The sequence below is a fragment of the Pseudomonas sp. 32_A genome (genome assembly GCF_017490905.1).
Classification (GTDB): domain Bacteria; phylum Pseudomonadota; class Gammaproteobacteria; order Pseudomonadales; family Pseudomonadaceae; genus Aquipseudomonas; species Aquipseudomonas inefficax.
In genome coordinates this window covers 118,121-133,237 of the sequence record NZ_JAFGYI010000006.1, presented here as the reverse complement: position 1 = coordinate 133,237, position 15,117 = coordinate 118,121, and the positions used below count along the sequence as shown (strand labels likewise).

13 protein-coding genes are annotated in these 15,117 nt (G+C 61.8%); 10 read left to right on the top strand and 3 right to left on the bottom strand.

Translation table 11 applies throughout. The features are described 5' to 3' along the window. The first annotated feature begins 504 nt into the window (after window positions 1-504). The 7 genes from J5M58_RS06145 (at window position 505) to J5M58_RS06115 (ending at window position 9,528) form a co-directional block, all read left to right on the top strand. Window positions 505-804, top strand: coding sequence for a DUF6388 family protein (locus J5M58_RS06145; RefSeq protein ID WP_207877548.1), 300 nt, complete (start codon window positions 505-507; stop codon window positions 802-804). A gap of 247 nt (window positions 805-1,051) precedes the next feature. Then, window positions 1,052-2,365 (top strand): trigger factor, encoded by a 1,314-nt coding sequence (tig, locus tag J5M58_RS06140; protein WP_112252312.1) that lies wholly within the window; start codon window positions 1,052-1,054, stop codon window positions 2,363-2,365. A gap of 91 nt (window positions 2,366-2,456) precedes the next feature. Beyond that, entirely contained in the window at window positions 2,457-3,098 is a 642-nt protein-coding gene (gene clpP, locus J5M58_RS06135; RefSeq protein ID WP_003259400.1) for an ATP-dependent Clp endopeptidase proteolytic subunit ClpP, read from the top strand. 108 nt (window positions 3,099-3,206) lie between these two features. Then, window positions 3,207-4,490 (top strand): ATP-dependent Clp protease ATP-binding subunit ClpX, encoded by a 1,284-nt coding sequence (gene clpX, locus J5M58_RS06130; protein WP_025338419.1) that lies wholly within the window; start codon window positions 3,207-3,209, stop codon window positions 4,488-4,490. Between the two features lie 163 nt (window positions 4,491-4,653). Beyond that, window positions 4,654-7,050 (top strand): endopeptidase La, encoded by a 2,397-nt coding sequence (lon, locus tag J5M58_RS06125; protein WP_087501118.1) that lies wholly within the window; start codon window positions 4,654-4,656, stop codon window positions 7,048-7,050. Between the two features lie 151 nt (window positions 7,051-7,201). Further along, a complete protein-coding gene (gene hupB, locus J5M58_RS06120; protein ID WP_003250246.1) occupies window positions 7,202-7,474 on the top strand; it encodes a nucleoid-associated protein HU-beta in 273 nt (90 codons plus the stop codon). A gap of 182 nt (window positions 7,475-7,656) precedes the next feature. Next, window positions 7,657-9,528, top strand: a complete 1,872-nt coding sequence (locus J5M58_RS06115; protein WP_207877546.1) for a SurA N-terminal domain-containing protein — start codon at window positions 7,657-7,659, stop codon at window positions 9,526-9,528. Between the two features lie 176 nt (window positions 9,529-9,704). Here J5M58_RS06115 and J5M58_RS06110 read toward each other — a convergent pair whose 3' ends face one another. Beyond that, window positions 9,705-10,745: a patatin-like phospholipase family protein gene (locus tag J5M58_RS06110; protein ID WP_112252434.1), complete on the bottom strand. Its 1,041-nt coding sequence runs from the start codon at window positions 10,743-10,745 to the stop codon at window positions 9,705-9,707. Between the two features lie 179 nt (window positions 10,746-10,924). Between J5M58_RS06110 and J5M58_RS06105 the strand changes: the two genes are divergently transcribed. The 3 genes from J5M58_RS06105 to J5M58_RS06095 all read left to right on the top strand — a co-directional run bounded on the left by J5M58_RS06105 (window position 10,925) and on the right by J5M58_RS06095 (window position 12,875). Beyond that, complete coding sequence (locus J5M58_RS06105) at window positions 10,925-11,203, top strand: hypothetical protein (RefSeq protein ID WP_003259403.1); 279 nt, start codon at window positions 10,925-10,927, stop codon at window positions 11,201-11,203. A gap of 17 nt (window positions 11,204-11,220) precedes the next feature. Next, on the top strand, window positions 11,221-12,000 hold the full coding sequence (locus tag J5M58_RS06100; RefSeq protein ID WP_112252313.1) for a CHAD domain-containing protein: 780 nt from the start codon (window positions 11,221-11,223) through the stop codon (window positions 11,998-12,000). A gap of 77 nt (window positions 12,001-12,077) precedes the next feature. Next, a complete protein-coding gene (locus J5M58_RS06095; RefSeq protein WP_207877543.1) occupies window positions 12,078-12,875 on the top strand; it encodes an acyl-CoA thioesterase II in 798 nt (265 codons plus the stop codon). Window positions 12,876-13,010: 135 nt separating this feature from the next. On the opposite strand, the gene J5M58_RS06090 is transcribed toward J5M58_RS06095, so the two are convergent. After that, window positions 13,011-13,379 carry an Mpo1-like protein gene (locus J5M58_RS06090; RefSeq protein WP_085600188.1) on the bottom strand — a complete coding sequence of 123 codons (369 nt, stop codon included), beginning with the start codon at window positions 13,377-13,379 and terminating at the stop codon, window positions 13,011-13,013. 75 nt (window positions 13,380-13,454) lie between these two features. Beyond that, a complete protein-coding gene (locus J5M58_RS06085; RefSeq protein ID WP_207877541.1) occupies window positions 13,455-14,933 on the bottom strand; it encodes a methyl-accepting chemotaxis protein in 1,479 nt (492 codons plus the stop codon). Window positions 14,934-15,117: the final 184 nt, after the last annotated feature.

Sequence of the window (15,117 nt, the reverse complement as noted above, 5' to 3'; positions counted from 1 at the left end):
TGTGTGGCTGCGGTGTGCATGTCTTGGGTGTTCTGGCGCCTGTGGGATCGAGCGCCGCCCGCGCGGCGCTTCGCGGGGCAAGCCCGCTCCCACATTTGTTGCAACGTGCCGAACTTGTCAGGCCATGGTTGTCAGCCTTGGTGGGATGGCTGTATTTCTGGGTTGGCGCTGCTGCCGCCTCACTGGTCTCAAGCCTTGCACCAAGACTGGCAACGCCTCTCCCACAGGCATGGCCACGTTGCAACAAATGTGGGAGCGGGCTTGTCCCGCGAAGCGCCGCGCGGGCGGCGCTCGACCTCACAGGCGCAGAAAGTGTCAAGGCGAATACCCGCGAAGCGCCGCGCGGGCGGCGCTCGATCTCCAAGGCGCCACAAGGCCCACGCCAGGAACTTAGCGTCCGCGACGCAATTCCCCCTTGCAATCCTCTGGTGGCACCCCAATAAAAGCTGTTAGATTTCAGCCGGTTGAAACACCGGCCCAGCTGGCCGGCAGAGGAACAACCCGATGATCGCAAAAGAAGCCCGTCAGGCCCTGGCGCTACAGCGCTTTGCCGAGGCCAATCCGCAGTTGCTCGAGGAGATCCGCGACCTGGATGCGCGCGAGCAGGCCCAGCAGATCGAGTGGGCGTTCGAGGATGCGGCCGAGGAGCAGGGTATCCAGCCTTGGGAGTTGGCCCTGCAACTGATCGCCGAAACCCCCGAGCAACTGCAGGCCATGCGCCTGGAGACGCACCGCGAGGTAGCCGAGGCGCTGGGGATGGAGTGGGAGGAGTACTGCCAGTTCAACGAAATCGATCCTGACTAAAGGAAGCGAATTCGTTCGTGGCAGTTGTTTGACAAGGTATTTCGGCTGCAGGTCGCCCCGGGCGTCGTGCGGCCCCCATTGAAGCAGGCTCGGTGCTATGTCATGCGGGCCTTGAAAGTTAATCGACCGGCGTGGTTTCCCGTCGTCCCGAGTGGGGTGACTTCTGCTGCGCGACTCACTAGAATGCTTGCCCTTGATTCTGGAGTCGGGCAAACGCCGGCTAACGTCTGTGCAACGAGGAATATCCATGCAAGTTTCTGTTGAAAACACTTCCGCTCTCGAGCGCCGCATGACCATCGCCGTTCCGGCCGAGCGCGTCGAGAACGAAGTCAACAAGCGTCTGCAGCAGACTGCCAAGCGCGCCAAGGTTGCCGGCTTCCGCCCAGGCAAAGTGCCGATGAGCGTGATCCGTCAGCGTTTCGAAGCCGATGCCCGTCAAGAGGCTTTCGGTGACCTGGTCCAGGCTTCCTTCTACGAAGCCATCGTCGAGCAGAAGCTGAACCCGGCTGGCGCCCCTGCGGTAGAGCCGAAGTCCTTCGAAAAGGGCAAGGACCTGGAATTCGTCGCCATCTTCGAAGTGTTCCCGGAGTTCACCGTTGGCGGCCTCGAGTCGATCAGCGTCGAGCGCCTGAGCGCCGAAGTGGCTGACGCCGACCTGGACAACATGCTGGAAGTGCTGCGCAAGCAGAACACCCGCTTCGAGGCCGTCGAGCGCGCCGCGCAGAACGACGACCAGGTCAACATCGACTTCGTCGGCAAGGTCGACGGTGAAGTGTTCGCCGGTGGTTCGGCCAAGGGCACTCAGCTGGTGCTGGGCTCCGGCCGCATGATCCCAGGCTTCGAAGACGGCCTGGTTGGCGCCAAGGCTGGTGAAGAGCGCGTTGTCAACGTGACCTTCCCTGAGGACTACCAGAACCTGGACCTGGCTGGCAAAGCCGCCGAGTTCACCATCACCGTCAACAGCGTTGCCGCCCCTGTGCTGCCAGAGCTGAACGAAGAATTCTTCGCCCAGTTCGGCATCAAGGAAACCACTCTGGAAGGCTTCCGCACCGAAGTTCGCAAGAACATGGAGCGTGAACTGCGCCAGGCCATCAAGGCCAAGGTGAAGAACCAGGTAATGGATGGTCTGCTGGCAGCCAACCCGATCGAAGTGCCGAAAGCCCTGCTGGAAAACGAAGTCAACCGTCTGCGCGTGCAGGCTGTTCAGCAGTTCGGTGGCAACATCAAGCCAGAGCAACTGCCAGCCGAGCTGTTCGAAGAGCAAGCCAAGCGCCGTGTGGTCCTGGGCCTGATCGTGGCCGAAGTGGTCAAACAGTTCGAACTGAAGCCGGACGAAGGCAAGGTTCGCGAAATGATCGAAGAAATGGCTTCGGCTTACCAGGAGCCTGAGCAGGTCATCGCCTGGTACTACAAGAACGACCAGCAACTGAACGAAGTCCGTTCGGTTGTGCTGGAAGAACAAGTTGTAGATACTGTTCTGCAGAAAGCGACTGTGACCGACAAGTCGGTCTCGTACGAAGATGCCGTTAAACCAGCACAGGCTCCAGCCGCCGCTGAGTAACGGGCTTCTCTCGTAGGAAACCCCCACAAGCCAGCCTTCGAGCTGGCTTGTGCGTATTCAAGCCATGACTATTTGGGAGTGAGCGCAGGACATGTCCCGCAATTCTTATATTCAGCAGAGCTCTGACATCCAGGCCGCAGGCGGCCTGGTCCCGATGGTTATCGAGCAGTCCGCCCGTGGCGAACGCGCTTACGACATCTACTCGCGCCTGTTGAAGGAGCGTGTGATCTTCCTGGTTGGCCCGGTAGAGGACTACATGGCCAACCTCGTCGTCGCGCAACTGCTGTTCCTTGAAGCGGAAAACCCGGACAAGGATATCCATCTGTACATCAACTCGCCGGGCGGTTCCGTCACCGCCGGCATGTCGATCTACGACACCATGCAGTTCATCAAGCCGGACGTCTCGACCATCTGCATCGGCCAGGCCTGCAGCATGGGCGCCTTCCTGCTGGCTGCAGGTGCCAAGGGCAAGCGTCACTGCCTGCCGAACTCGCGCGTGATGATCCACCAGCCGCTGGGCGGTTTCCAGGGTCAGGCCACCGATATCGAGATCCACGCCCAGGAAATCCTCAATATCAAGGCCCGCCTGAACGAGCTGCTGGCTTACCACACCGGCCAGGATCTCGAGACCATCAAGCGCGACACCGAACGTGACAACTTCATGAGCGCCTCGCGCGCGGCCGAGTACGGCCTGATCGACTCGGTCTACGACAAGCGGCAACTGGCCTCCTGAACCGGGGTGCCAGAGCAGGTGGGCGCGGAAAGCGCCTACCTGCGGACTTGAAAAAGCCCGCAATTGCCTTCATCTTGTGTTGCAAGCCTACCGGATTGGATCGATCGAATGACTGACACCCGTAACGGCGAGGACAGCGGCAAATTGCTTTATTGCTCCTTCTGCGGCAAAAGCCAGCACGAAGTGCGCAAACTGATTGCCGGGCCCTCGGTATTTATCTGCGACGAGTGCGTCGACCTGTGCAACGACATCATCCGTGAGGAGGTGCAGGAAGCCCAGGCCGAGAGCAGCGCGCACAAATTGCCTTCGCCGAAAGAAATCAGCGGTATCCTGGACCAGTACGTCATTGGCCAGGAACGCGCGAAGAAGGTGCTTGCCGTAGCGGTGTACAACCACTACAAGCGCCTGAACCAGCGTGACAAGAAGGGTGATGAAGTCGAACTCGGCAAGAGCAACATCCTGCTCATCGGGCCGACCGGCTCGGGCAAGACCCTGCTCGCCGAAACCCTTGCACGCCTGTTGAACGTACCGTTCACCATTGCTGACGCCACCACCCTGACCGAAGCCGGTTACGTGGGTGAGGACGTCGAGAACATCATCCAGAAGCTGTTGCAGAAGTGCGACTACGATGTGGAAAAGGCCCAGATGGGCATCGTCTACATCGACGAGATCGACAAGATCTCGCGCAAGTCGGACAACCCGTCCATCACCCGTGACGTCTCGGGCGAGGGCGTGCAGCAGGCTCTGCTGAAGCTGATCGAAGGCACCGTGGCTTCGGTTCCGCCGCAGGGCGGCCGCAAGCACCCGCAACAGGAATTCCTGCAGGTCGATACCCGCAACATCCTGTTCATCTGCGGTGGCGCCTTCTCGGGCCTGGAAAAGGTCATCCAGAACCGCTCCACCAAGGGTGGCATCGGTTTTGGCGCCGAAGTACGCAGCAAGGAAGAGGGCAAGAAGGTTGGCGAGTCCCTGCGTGAGGTCGAGCCGGACGATCTGGTCAAGTTTGGCCTGATCCCGGAATTCGTCGGTCGCCTGCCGGTACTGGCAACTCTCGACGAGCTGGACGAGGCTGCGCTGATGCAGATCCTCACCGAGCCGAAGAACGCCCTGACCAAGCAGTATGCCAAGCTGTTCGAGATGGAAAGCGTCGACCTCGAGTTCCGCAGCGATGCGCTCAAGGCCGTGGCACGCAAAGCCCTGGAGCGCAAGACCGGCGCCCGTGGCCTGCGTTCGATCCTCGAGGGCGTGCTGCTCGACACCATGTACGAGATTCCTTCGAAGAAGGATGTCAGCAAGGTGGTGATCGACGAGAGCGTCATCGATGGCACCTCGCAGCCGCTGATGATCTACGAGAACAGCGAGCCGCAAGCCAAGGCCGCGCCGGACGCCTGATCCAGGCAATGGCCGGTTGACGGTTGCAAGCAAGAAGGGGCCTACGGGCCCCTTTCTGCTTTTCCTGCGCTAGCGCTTGTAATTTCCCAAGCGTGCCCCCACATTAGGTCCAAGCATCATTTCCACCGGTTTCCGGCCATAAGGCCGCTGTAGAGGCGAAATCATGAAGACCACCCTCGACTTGCCTCTTTTGCCATTGCGCGATGTCGTTGTTTACCCGCACATGGTCATCCCGCTGTTCGTGGGGCGCGAAAAGTCCATCGAAGCCCTCGAGGCGGCGATGACGGGCGAAAAGCAGATTCTCCTGCTGGCCCAGAAAAACCCGGCCGACGATGACCCGGGCGAAGACGCCCTGTACCGCGTCGGTACCGTTGCCACCGTATTGCAATTGCTGAAACTGCCCGATGGTACCGTCAAGGTGCTGGTCGAGGGCGAGCAGCGCGGCGCCGTGGAGCGTTTCAGCGAAGTGGAAGGGCACATCCGTGCCGAAGTTTCGCTGATCGATGAAGTCGACGCCGCCGAGCGCGAGTCGGAAGTGTTCGTGCGCACGCTGCTGTCGCAGTTCGAGCAGTACGTGCAGCTGGGCAAGAAAGTCCCTGCCGAAGTGCTGTCGTCGCTGAACAGCATCGAAGAGCCGGGGCGCCTGGTCGACACCATGGCCGCGCACATGGCGCTGAAAATCGAGCAGAAGCAGGAAATCCTCGAAATCGTCGACCTGCCGACCCGTGTCGAGCACGTATTGGCGCTGCTGGATGCCGAAATCGACCTGCTGCAGGTCGAAAAGCGTATCCGCGGTCGGGTCAAGAAGCAGATGGAGCGCAGTCAGCGCGAGTACTACCTGAATGAGCAGATGAAGGCCATTCAGAAAGAACTCGGTGACGGCGACGAAGGCCACAACGAAGTCGAAGAGCTGAAAAAGCGCATCGAAGCTGCTGGCTTGCCCAAGGACGCACTGGCCAAGGCCCAGGCCGAGCTGAACAAGCTCAAGCAGATGTCGCCGATGTCGGCCGAGGCCACTGTGGTGCGCTCCTACCTTGACTGGCTGGTGCAGGTGCCGTGGAAGGCCCAGAGCAAGGTGCGCCTGGACCTGGCCAAGGCCGAGGAAATCCTCGATGCCGACCACTATGGCCTGGAAGAGGTCAAGGAACGCATCCTCGAATACCTTGCCGTGCAAAAGCGCGTCAAGAAGATCCGCGGCCCGGTACTGTGCCTGGTCGGCCCGCCTGGCGTCGGCAAGACCTCGCTGGCCGAGTCGATCGCCGCTGCCACCAACCGCAAGTTCGTGCGCATGGCCCTGGGTGGTGTGCGTGACGAGGCCGAGATCCGTGGCCACCGCCGTACCTACATCGGTTCCATGCCTGGCCGCCTGATCCAGAAGATGACCAAGGTAGGGGTGCGCAACCCGCTGTTCCTGCTGGACGAAATCGACAAGATGGGCAGCGACATGCGTGGCGACCCGGCCTCGGCACTGCTCGAAGTGCTCGACCCGGAGCAGAACCACAACTTCAACGACCACTACCTGGAGGTCGACTACGACCTCTCGGACGTGATGTTCCTGTGCACCTCGAACTCGATGAACATCCCGCCGGCATTGCTCGACCGGATGGAAGTCATCCGCCTGCCGGGTTACACCGAAGACGAGAAGATCAACATCGCCGTCAAGTACCTGGTGCCCAAGCAGGTCAAGGCCAACGGCCTGAAGAAGGAAGAGCTGGAGGTCGACGTTTCGGCGATCCGCGACATCATCCGCTACTACACCCGCGAAGCCGGTGTGCGTGGCCTGGAGCGGCAAATTGCCAAGGTCTGCCGCAAGGTGGTCAAGGAACATACCGGGCAGAAGCAGGTCAAGGTCAAGGTGGCCAGCGAGCAGCTGGAACACCTGCTGGGCGTGCGCAAGTTCCGCTACGGCCTGGCCGAGCAGCAGGACCAGATCGGCCAGGTTACCGGCCTGGCCTGGACCCAGGTGGGCGGCGAACTGCTGACCATCGAAGCCGTGGTCATCCCCGGCAAGGGCCAGCTGATCAAGACCGGTTCGCTGGGCGACGTCATGGTCGAGTCGATCACCGCCGCGCAGACCGTGGTGCGCAGCCGTGCCCGCAGCCTGGGTATCGCCGCCGACTTCCACGAGAAGCATGACGTGCATATCCACATGCCTGAAGGCGCCACGCCGAAGGACGGCCCAAGTGCCGGTATCGGCATGTGCACCGCGCTGGTGTCGGCGCTGACGCAGATTCCGGTACGTGCCGACGTGGCCATGACCGGCGAAATCACCCTGCGTGGCCAGGTGCTGGCCATTGGCGGGTTGAAGGAAAAACTGCTGGCGGCACACCGTGGCGGGATCAAGACGGTGATCATTCCCGAGGAGAATGTTCGCGATCTGAAGGAGATTCCGGAAAATATCAAACAGGATCTGCAGATCAAACCGGTCAAATGGATTGACGAAGTCCTGCAAATTGCGCTGCAATACGCCCCGGAGCCCTTGCCAGATGTGGCTCCGGAGATTGTCGCGAAAGATGAAAAGCGCGACGGCGATGCTAAGGAAAGAATCAGCACGCACTAGTAGTTTTTTGCTGGGGGGCTTTCCTTGACAGTTTTTTCGGGGCCTTGCTATAAAGCGGCACGCTATTGTCATCAGGCCACCCAGCGCACGTTTCATAAGCTTTTCATTACATACTTAGAAACAAACTCAATAGAGAATAAGGGGACTTAGAGTGAACAAGTCGGAACTGATTGACGCTATCGCCGCATCTGCTGACATCCCGAAAGCTGTAGCCGGCCGTGCGCTGGACGCAGTCATCGAATCCGTCACCGGCGCCCTGAAGCAAGGTGACGATGTGGTACTGGTTGGCTTCGGTACCTTCTCGGTCAAGGAGCGCGCAGAGCGCACCGGCCGCAACCCGCAAACCGGCAAGGCGATCAAGATCGAAGCCGCCAAGGTTCCAGGTTTCAAGGCCGGCAAAGGCCTGAAAGACGCCGTCAACTAAGTCGTCTTTCAGCCGGACCCGGCCCTGGCCAGGTCCGAGTACGGTGACGGCGGGGCGCAAACGTTCCCGCCTGACACGTTTGCTAAGCAAAGGCGCATCCTCGGATGCGCCTTTCTTTTATCAGGTTTCTACCCACGCTCCGCGGTTGTCGACGCAGTGGTACAGCCGTTTCTGGGGGACGCATGCTGCAAAATATCAGGGACAATTCACAAGGTTGGATTGCCAAGACCATCATCGGCCTTATCGTCGTGTTGATGGCGTTGACCGGCTTCGAAGCCATTTTCCAGGCCGCCACCCATAGCCAGGACGCCGCCAAGGTGAACGGCCAGACCATCAGCCAGAACGAGCTGAGCCAGGCGGCCGACATGCAGCGCCGTCAGCTGATGCAACAGTTGGGCAAGGATTTCGACCCGGCGCTGCTGGATGACAAATTGCTGCGCGAAGAGGCACTGAAGGGCCTGATCAGCCGCAAGCTGCTGCTGCAGGGTGCCGAAGATGCCAAGTTCGCCTTCTCCGAGGCCGCGCTGGATCAGGTGATCCTGCAGACGCCGGAGTTCCAGGTGGACGGCAAGTTCAGTGCGGACCGTTTCGACCAGGTCATTCGCCAGATGGGCTATGGCCGCATGCAGTTCCGCGACATGCTCGCCGAAGAAATGCTCATCGGCCAGCTGCGCACCGGCCTGGCCGGCAGCAGCTTCGTCACCGACCAGCAGGTCGATGCCTTTGCTCGCCTCGAGAAGCAGACCCGCGACTTCGCTTCACTGACCTTCAAGGCCGACCCGGCCGCGGTCAAGGTCAGCGATGAAGAGGTCAAGGCGCATTACGACAAGCACGCCAAGGAGTTCATGTCGCCAGACCAGGTAGTGATCGACTACATCGAACTGAAGAAGGCGGCGTTCTTCGATCAGGTCAAGGTAACCGACGAAGAGCTCAAGGCCCAGTACGAGAAGGAAATCGCCAACCTCGCCGAGCAGCGCCATGCCGCGCACATTCTCATCGAGGTAAACGACAAGGTCACCGACGCCCTGGCCAAGGCCCGCGCCGAAGAGATCGAACAGCGTCTGGCCAAGGGTGAAGACTTTGCCGCGCTGGCCAAGGAGTTCTCCCAGGACCCGGGTTCGGCCAATAGCGGCGGTGACCTTGGCTTCGCTGGCCCAGGCGTTTACGACCCGGCGTTCGAGGATGCGCTGTACAAGTTGCAGGATGGCCAGGTCTCGGCGCCAGTGCGCACCGAGTTCGGCTACCACCTGATCAAGCTGCTGGGCGTGCAGGCGCCGGAAGTGCCGAGCTTCGCCAGCCTGAAGGACAAGCTGACCCGTGACTTGAAGATCCCGCTGGTCGAGCAGCGTTACGTAGATGCCAGCAAGCAGCTGCAGGATGCCGCCTACGAGGCTTCCGACCTGGCCCAGCCGGCCCAGGACCTGAACCTGAAGGTGCAAACCTCCGCAGCCTTCGGCCGCGAGGGTGGTGAAGGCATCACTGCCAACCGTTCGGTTGTGCAGGCCGCATTCTCCGAAGAAGTGCTGGAGGAGGGTGCCAACAGCACCGCCATCGAGCTCGACCCGGAAACCACCGTGGTGCTGCGCGTCAAGGAGCACCGCAAGCCTGAGCAGCTGCCGCTGGAAGCCGTGGCCAGGAACATCAGCGAGCACCTGGCCAAGGAAAAGGCGACAGCCGAGCTCAAGGCCAAGGCGGACAAGCTGATTGCCGGCCTGCGTGACGGTTCCATCGCAGCGGGCAGTGTGCACGAAGGGCAGGGCTGGAAGGCCTATGAAGCAGTTACCCGCGGCGAGGACGGTATCGACCCGGCCGAGCTGCAGGCGCTGTTCCGCCTGGGCAAGCCGCAAGCCAAGGACAAGCCGGTTTATGGCAGCGTCGTGCTGCGTGACGGTAGCCTGGTGGTACTGCAGCTCAAAGGTGTCAACGAAGGCGCTGCTGCCACCGACGAAGAGAAGCAGCAAATTCGCCGCTACCTCGCGTCGCGTGCTGGCCAGCAGGACTTCGCGGCGTACCGCAAGCAGCTGGAAGCCAAGGCGGACATCACCCGTTACTAAGGTGATGGAAGCATGAACGAACAGGCCGCCCAGTGCGGCCTGTTTCGTTTCTGTTGTCTGTGCCGGCCTCTTCCGGGTAAACCCGCTCCCACAGGTTCAACACAGGTTTCATGTACTGTGGTGAACCTGTGGGAGCGGGTTTACCCGCGAAGAGGCCAGCACAAGCAGCACAAGGCCTAGCGCTTCACCCCTTCATAGCTATCCAGCGTATCCCGCGCAATCTCCCGCCCCAGGGCAATCAGCTCCGGCGCCTTGTAGAACTCGAAAAACCGGCACACCCGTTTGGGCACGTTGATCAGCACATCCGGTGGATAGCCGGCAATCTTGTATTGCGCCAACGAGGTCTGCATGACCTCGAAGCTCTGGTTGATCAGGTCCAGCAGTGAAGCGGGCCCCACGTTGTCGATGATGAACGAGCCGGTCGCCGACTTCGGCGCGCCCTCGCGCTCCGGCGCCGCCGCCGGTTGCTGGCCCTCCGGGTCGGCGGCATCGGCCAGCCACGGGCTCGGCGGCGCCAGCCCTTCTGCGACGATTTCCTGCTCGATGCGGATCAGCTCCTCCGCCGGCTTGCGCCGGAACGGCAAGCGCGAGCCCAGCGAGCTGAGCAGTGCATCGAAACGCATCTTGAACGCCGCCGGGCGCTCGATCACCGGTAACTGGTACTGCTTCTGGTTGGTGGCGTTGAGATTGACCGCGATGATCAGGTCGCAGTGGCTGGACACCACCGGCACGATCGGTAGCGGGTTGAGGATGCCGCCGTCGACCAGCATGCGGTTGCCTTGCATCACCGGGGTGAACAGGCTCGGGATGGCTGCCGAGGCACGCATGGCCTGGTGCAGGCAGCCCTCCTGGAACCAGATCTCCTGTTGGTTGGTGAGGTCGGCTGCAACCGCTGTGTAGGGGATGCGCAATTGCTCGATGTTGATCTCGCCGACGATCTTGCGGATTTGCCCGAACACCTTGTCGCCGCGAATTGCGCCGAGACGAAAACTGACATCGACCAGGCGCAACACATCCAGGTAGTCGAGGCTCTCGATCCAGTTGCGGTACTCTTCCAGCTTGCCGGCGGCATAGATGCCGCCGATCACCGCGCCCATGGAGCAGCCGGCGATGCAGGCAATGTCGTAGCCGCGGCGCTCGATCTCCTCGATCACTCCGATGTGTGCATACCCCCGGGCTCCACCCGATCCCAGTACCAGTGCCACGCGTTTGCTCATGAACATTCCCCGGCCAGTGCAACCATGGTCCTACAATGCACCCATCGCCACCTGTGCTTCAATGTGCATCGCGCTGAGCTACTGTAATAAAACTGGCTGGGCCAAGCCGGCTGGGCAGGGCACTTTTCAGCTGCCAGGGCGTCGAACAGCCAATGTTTTTTTCCATTGAGGTATTACTAATGAAAGCCTGGATCTGCCTTCCACTGATTGCCTTGGCCCTCGCTGGCTGCGCGGGCAAGACGGCCTACCGCGAGAGTTGCGCGACCCAACTGGATGCCGCCTGGAAGGAGCTGGACCTGGCCAAGGCCGAAGGCTTTGCCGGTGCCGTGAGCTACTCCAAGGCCTTGTCGCTGCTGACCGGGGCCAAGACCCAGCAGCAGTTCGAAGGTTATGAAAGTTGTACCAGAAAAGCCGAAAAGGCCCGTTTCTACATTCGTGAGTCTCGCGCCGGGCGCTGACCAAGGAGCGTCTTTCAATGTCTGCCATGCTCGATCATGTGGTTGCCCAGATAGTGGCCTTGCACGTGCGCCTGCTGGCCTGTCGCGAGCGCCTGGCTGCCGATACGGACAGCGAGGCCTTGCATGACCTGCGCACCACCCTGCGGCGCCTGCGCAGCCTGCTGCGGCCACTGCGTGGGTTACCGGGGGTGGAGCAGCTGGAGGACGCCGCCAGGTCGTTGGGTACCCTCACCACGCCGTTACGTGACCGTGAGGTGCTGGCGGCCGAACTGATCGGGCGTGGTTTTGCCGAGGCCGGGCAGCGGCGTCTGGAAGGGCGTGACAGGACCTTCGCCAGTGTTGCCGCCAGCCCGCAGCTGACCCGGGTGCTGGCGATTGTCGACGCGTTTCCGCTGTTCCTGCGGGCAGCCGGCCGCGAAGGGCTGGTCAAGGGGCTGGAAAAGCGTATCGACAAACGCCTGGTCAAACAGTGGCGCAAGTTGCACAAAGCACTGCAGGACCCGGCCCACGACCGCCACCGCCTGCGTTTGTTGATCAAGCGAGCGCGTTATGGCGATGAGGCTTATCCGCAGCTCGACCATGCGGGCAAACAGTTGCGGCGCTTGTTGAAGCAGGCTCAGGGCGACCTGGGTGACTGGCATGATCGCCTGCAATGGCTGCTGCAGGCTCGCGACCATGCCGACCTGGCACCATGCAAGGCCGCCTGGGAGCAGGAATTGCACGAGGCCGAGCGCCATTCGGATGTAACGCTGGATGCACTGCAGCAGGCGTTGGCGCGGCGAAAGCCCGAAAAATGACCGATATGCGGGCTGATCGGCAAGGGTTTGCTGGCTAGGATGGGCAGACCTTTTTCGCTGCAGGCAGGAGCCGGCCAATGAATTTCAACCAACTGCTCGACGCCGTGCGGGCCAACCCCGATGCTGTGAGCATCCCGCCAAGCTGGGCCCAGGGGCGCGCTGCCTTTGGCGGGCTGATGGCGGCCATGGTTTATGAAGCCATGCGCCAGAAAATCTCCGATGGCCGCCCCGTGCGTTCATTGGCCATCAGCTTTGTGGCGCCGGCCGCGGCGGATGTGCCAATCCGCTTCGACGTTGAGGTGCTGCGTGAAGGCAAGGCTGTCAGCACCTTGCTGGGCCGTGCCGTTCAGGGCGGCCAGGTGGTGACCCTGGTGCAGGGCAATTTCGGTGCAGGGCGGCCGTCGGTGGTCGATGTGCCGGCGTTGCCGGCGGCGGAAATGAAAGCGCTCGAAGACGCCGCTCCCGAGCTACCCCATATCAAAGGCGTTACCCCGGAGTTCATGCAGCATGTCGCCTTGCGCTGGGCGGTGGGCGGGTTGCCGTTCAGTGGCAATCAGTCGCGCCAGATGGGCGGTTGGGTACGTTTGCGCGGAGTGGCAGCAGAGCCGGTCAACGAGGCGCACCTGCTGGCGTTGGTCGATGCCTGGCCACCGAGCCTGATGCCGTTTCTCAAGCAGCCTGCTGCCGGCAGCACCTTGACCTGGACCATCGAATTCATGCAACCCACGGCGCAGCTGTCGACCCTGGACTGGTGCCGTTATTGTGTGGAAACCGAACATGCGCGGGATGGTTACGGGCATGCCGCCGCCGCGTTGAGGACGGCCCAGGGCGAATTGCTGGCCTTGAGCCGGCAGACGGTTACCGTGTTTGCCTGACCGAGCCCGGGAGCGCGTTGCGCTCCTATCGCGACACAAGGCCGCTCCCACAGGATCGCGTGAATCTCAGGAGATGCGCGATCATGTGGGAGCGGCCTTGCGTCGCGATTGGGCTGCAGAGCAGCCCCAATAGCATCAATGCCGATGCTTGTGTCGTTCCCGCCAGGCCTTCCACCAGGCCCCGCTCAGCAAGAAGCGCGGAAAGGTGATGAATTGCTCGGTCAGCAGGCGTTGCACAGCATCCTTGCGGTTGGCGAAGGGCTCGGGTTGCTCTGCTTCCAGGCGATGGCCCTGGCGCTGCAGGCCCAGGCCAGCGATCAAGGCAATGATGCCAACGGCAATCTGGCCCAGATCCAGGCCGAACAGCCCGGACAGAATCAGCAACGCGCCAAGGATGAACAACGGCACGGCGATCAGGTGCAGCACCAGGTTGGCCGGGTGGCGGTGGTTGTGGTGGTAGCCGCGCCATTGCCAGGCGGGCAGGTTGGGCAGGCGTTTGCTCATGGGCATTTCCTCTCGGTCATGCCCAAAGCTTAGTGCGCCCCCCAGGCGGGAGCCAATCGAGGCTGGCTATGGTGACTATAGCTTGAGCTGGCCAATGGCCTTGTTCAGTTCACCGGCCAGGGTTGCCAGTTCGCTGCTGGTGGTCGCGGAGCCCACGGTCTGTTGCACGGTCTGTTCGGTGACATCGCGAATGCTCACCACGGCGCGATTCATTTCCTCGGCCACCTGGCTTTGCTGCTCGGCAGCCACGGCAATCTGGGTATTGCTTTCGCGCATCTGTGCCACGGCACCCGTGATCTCGGCCAGTGCTTCGCCGGCTTCCTGGGCCTGCCTGACGCAGTCGTCGGCCTTGTACGAGCTTTCCTGCATGAACTCCACTGCATCGCGGGTGCCCGACTGCAGGGCCGAGACCATGGTGGTGATCTCGTCGGTGGAGGTTTGCACACGCTTGGCCAGGTTGCGCACTTCATCGGCCACCACGGCAAAGCCGCGGCCCAGGTCGCCGGCGCGCGCTGCTTCGATGGCGGCATTGAGGGCCAGCAGGTTGGTCTGCTCGGCGATGCTGTGGATCACACTGACCACGCCATTGATCTTCTGGCTGTCTTCGGCCAGTTGGCGAATCATCTCGGCAGTTTGCTGCACGCCGCTGGACAATCCGGAAATCGAGTCCTGCACTCGGCTGACCACCTCCTGGCCGCTACCGGCCAAGGTGTCGGCTGTTTGTGACAGATCACGGGTGGCGCCAGCATGCTGGGCGATGTGGTGCACCGTAGCCGACATTTCGTTGATGGCGGTAGCGGCCTGGTCGGTCTCGCTCTGCTGGCCGAGCATGCCGTGGCGCACATCGCTCATGCTCGCGGCCAGGCGAGCGGCGCCGGAGTCCAGTTGCGCAGCGGTGTGGGCGACGGTACTGACCACGCGGTGGTAGGTCGCCTGCATGGCATTGAAGGCCCCGGCCATCTGGCCGACCTCGTCGCCACAGGCCAGCGGCACTCGGGCCGAAAGGTCGCCGGTTTTTTCCACGTGCAGCATCACGTCCTTGAGGGTGTTGAGCTGGCTGAGCAGAAAGCGGATCAGCAGCTGCGAGGCGCCGAGCATGGCCAGCATCAGGATCAGTACACATACCGCGTAGTTGCTGAAGCGGTCGAAGAACACCTGGCGCAGGCTTGGCGACTGGGCCAGCACGGCCATTTGCTGATCGCCGTTGCGCAGTACCTGCGCGCCCTGTAGCGGGTTGTCGCCCAAGAGCCGGGCGGCGGGCAGCTCGACCCAGCCTTGGGCATCGCGCAGGGCTTCGAGGGGTTCGCCCGCGAAGGTGGGCGTTTGCCCGGCGGTCCAGCTGATGACGTTGGCCGGGCGGGGCAGCGGCTGGCCGGCCGGCCATGCAGCCAGCAGTTGTGCCTGTGCAGCTGCCTGGGCCTGCGCGGCCTCGGCGCGTGCGCGCTGCTCCAGGTGTACGGCATAGAGCACCAGCAGCAAGGTCGTGACAAAGGCCACCGCGTTGACGGCCCAGAACTTGTACTTCAGGGAAACATTGCTAAGCCAGGCACCCATGGGCAGGTCTTCTCTGAGTTGAGCGGAAACAATATTGGCAAGGTGCCATCATTGTGCCTGCGCAAGCCATGGCCTTTCTTGATATGTATCAAGAAAATTCCTGCGCCTGTAATAGGTTTTCTTGGGACAACTAATTTGTACTGCCTGTACAGGCCTCATCGCCGGCAAGCCAGCTCCCACAGGT

Excerpts from the sequence above, each read along its gene's own strand:
- J5M58_RS06145 (WP_207877548.1), top strand. The coding sequence starts at position 505 with ATGATCGCAAAAGAAGCCCGTCAGGCCCTGGCGCTACAGCGCTTTGCC.
- tig (WP_112252312.1), top strand. The coding sequence starts at position 1,052 with ATGCAAGTTTCTGTTGAAAACACTTCCGCTCTCGAGCGCCGCATGACC.
- clpP (WP_003259400.1), top strand. The coding sequence starts at position 2,457 with ATGTCCCGCAATTCTTATATTCAGCAGAGCTCTGACATCCAGGCCGCA.
- clpX (WP_025338419.1), top strand. The coding sequence starts at position 3,207 with ATGACTGACACCCGTAACGGCGAGGACAGCGGCAAATTGCTTTATTGC.
- lon (WP_087501118.1), top strand. The coding sequence starts at position 4,654 with ATGAAGACCACCCTCGACTTGCCTCTTTTGCCATTGCGCGATGTCGTT.
- J5M58_RS06115 (WP_207877546.1), top strand. The coding sequence starts at position 7,657 with ATGCTGCAAAATATCAGGGACAATTCACAAGGTTGGATTGCCAAGACC.
- J5M58_RS06110 (WP_112252434.1), bottom strand. The coding sequence starts at position 10,745 with ATGAGCAAACGCGTGGCACTGGTACTGGGATCGGGTGGAGCCCGGGGG.
- J5M58_RS06105 (WP_003259403.1), top strand. The coding sequence starts at position 10,925 with ATGAAAGCCTGGATCTGCCTTCCACTGATTGCCTTGGCCCTCGCTGGC.
- J5M58_RS06100 (WP_112252313.1), top strand. The coding sequence starts at position 11,221 with ATGTCTGCCATGCTCGATCATGTGGTTGCCCAGATAGTGGCCTTGCAC.
- J5M58_RS06095 (WP_207877543.1), top strand. The coding sequence starts at position 12,078 with ATGAATTTCAACCAACTGCTCGACGCCGTGCGGGCCAACCCCGATGCT.
- J5M58_RS06090 (WP_085600188.1), bottom strand. The coding sequence starts at position 13,379 with ATGAGCAAACGCCTGCCCAACCTGCCCGCCTGGCAATGGCGCGGCTAC.
- J5M58_RS06085 (WP_207877541.1), bottom strand. The coding sequence starts at position 14,933 with ATGGGTGCCTGGCTTAGCAATGTTTCCCTGAAGTACAAGTTCTGGGCC.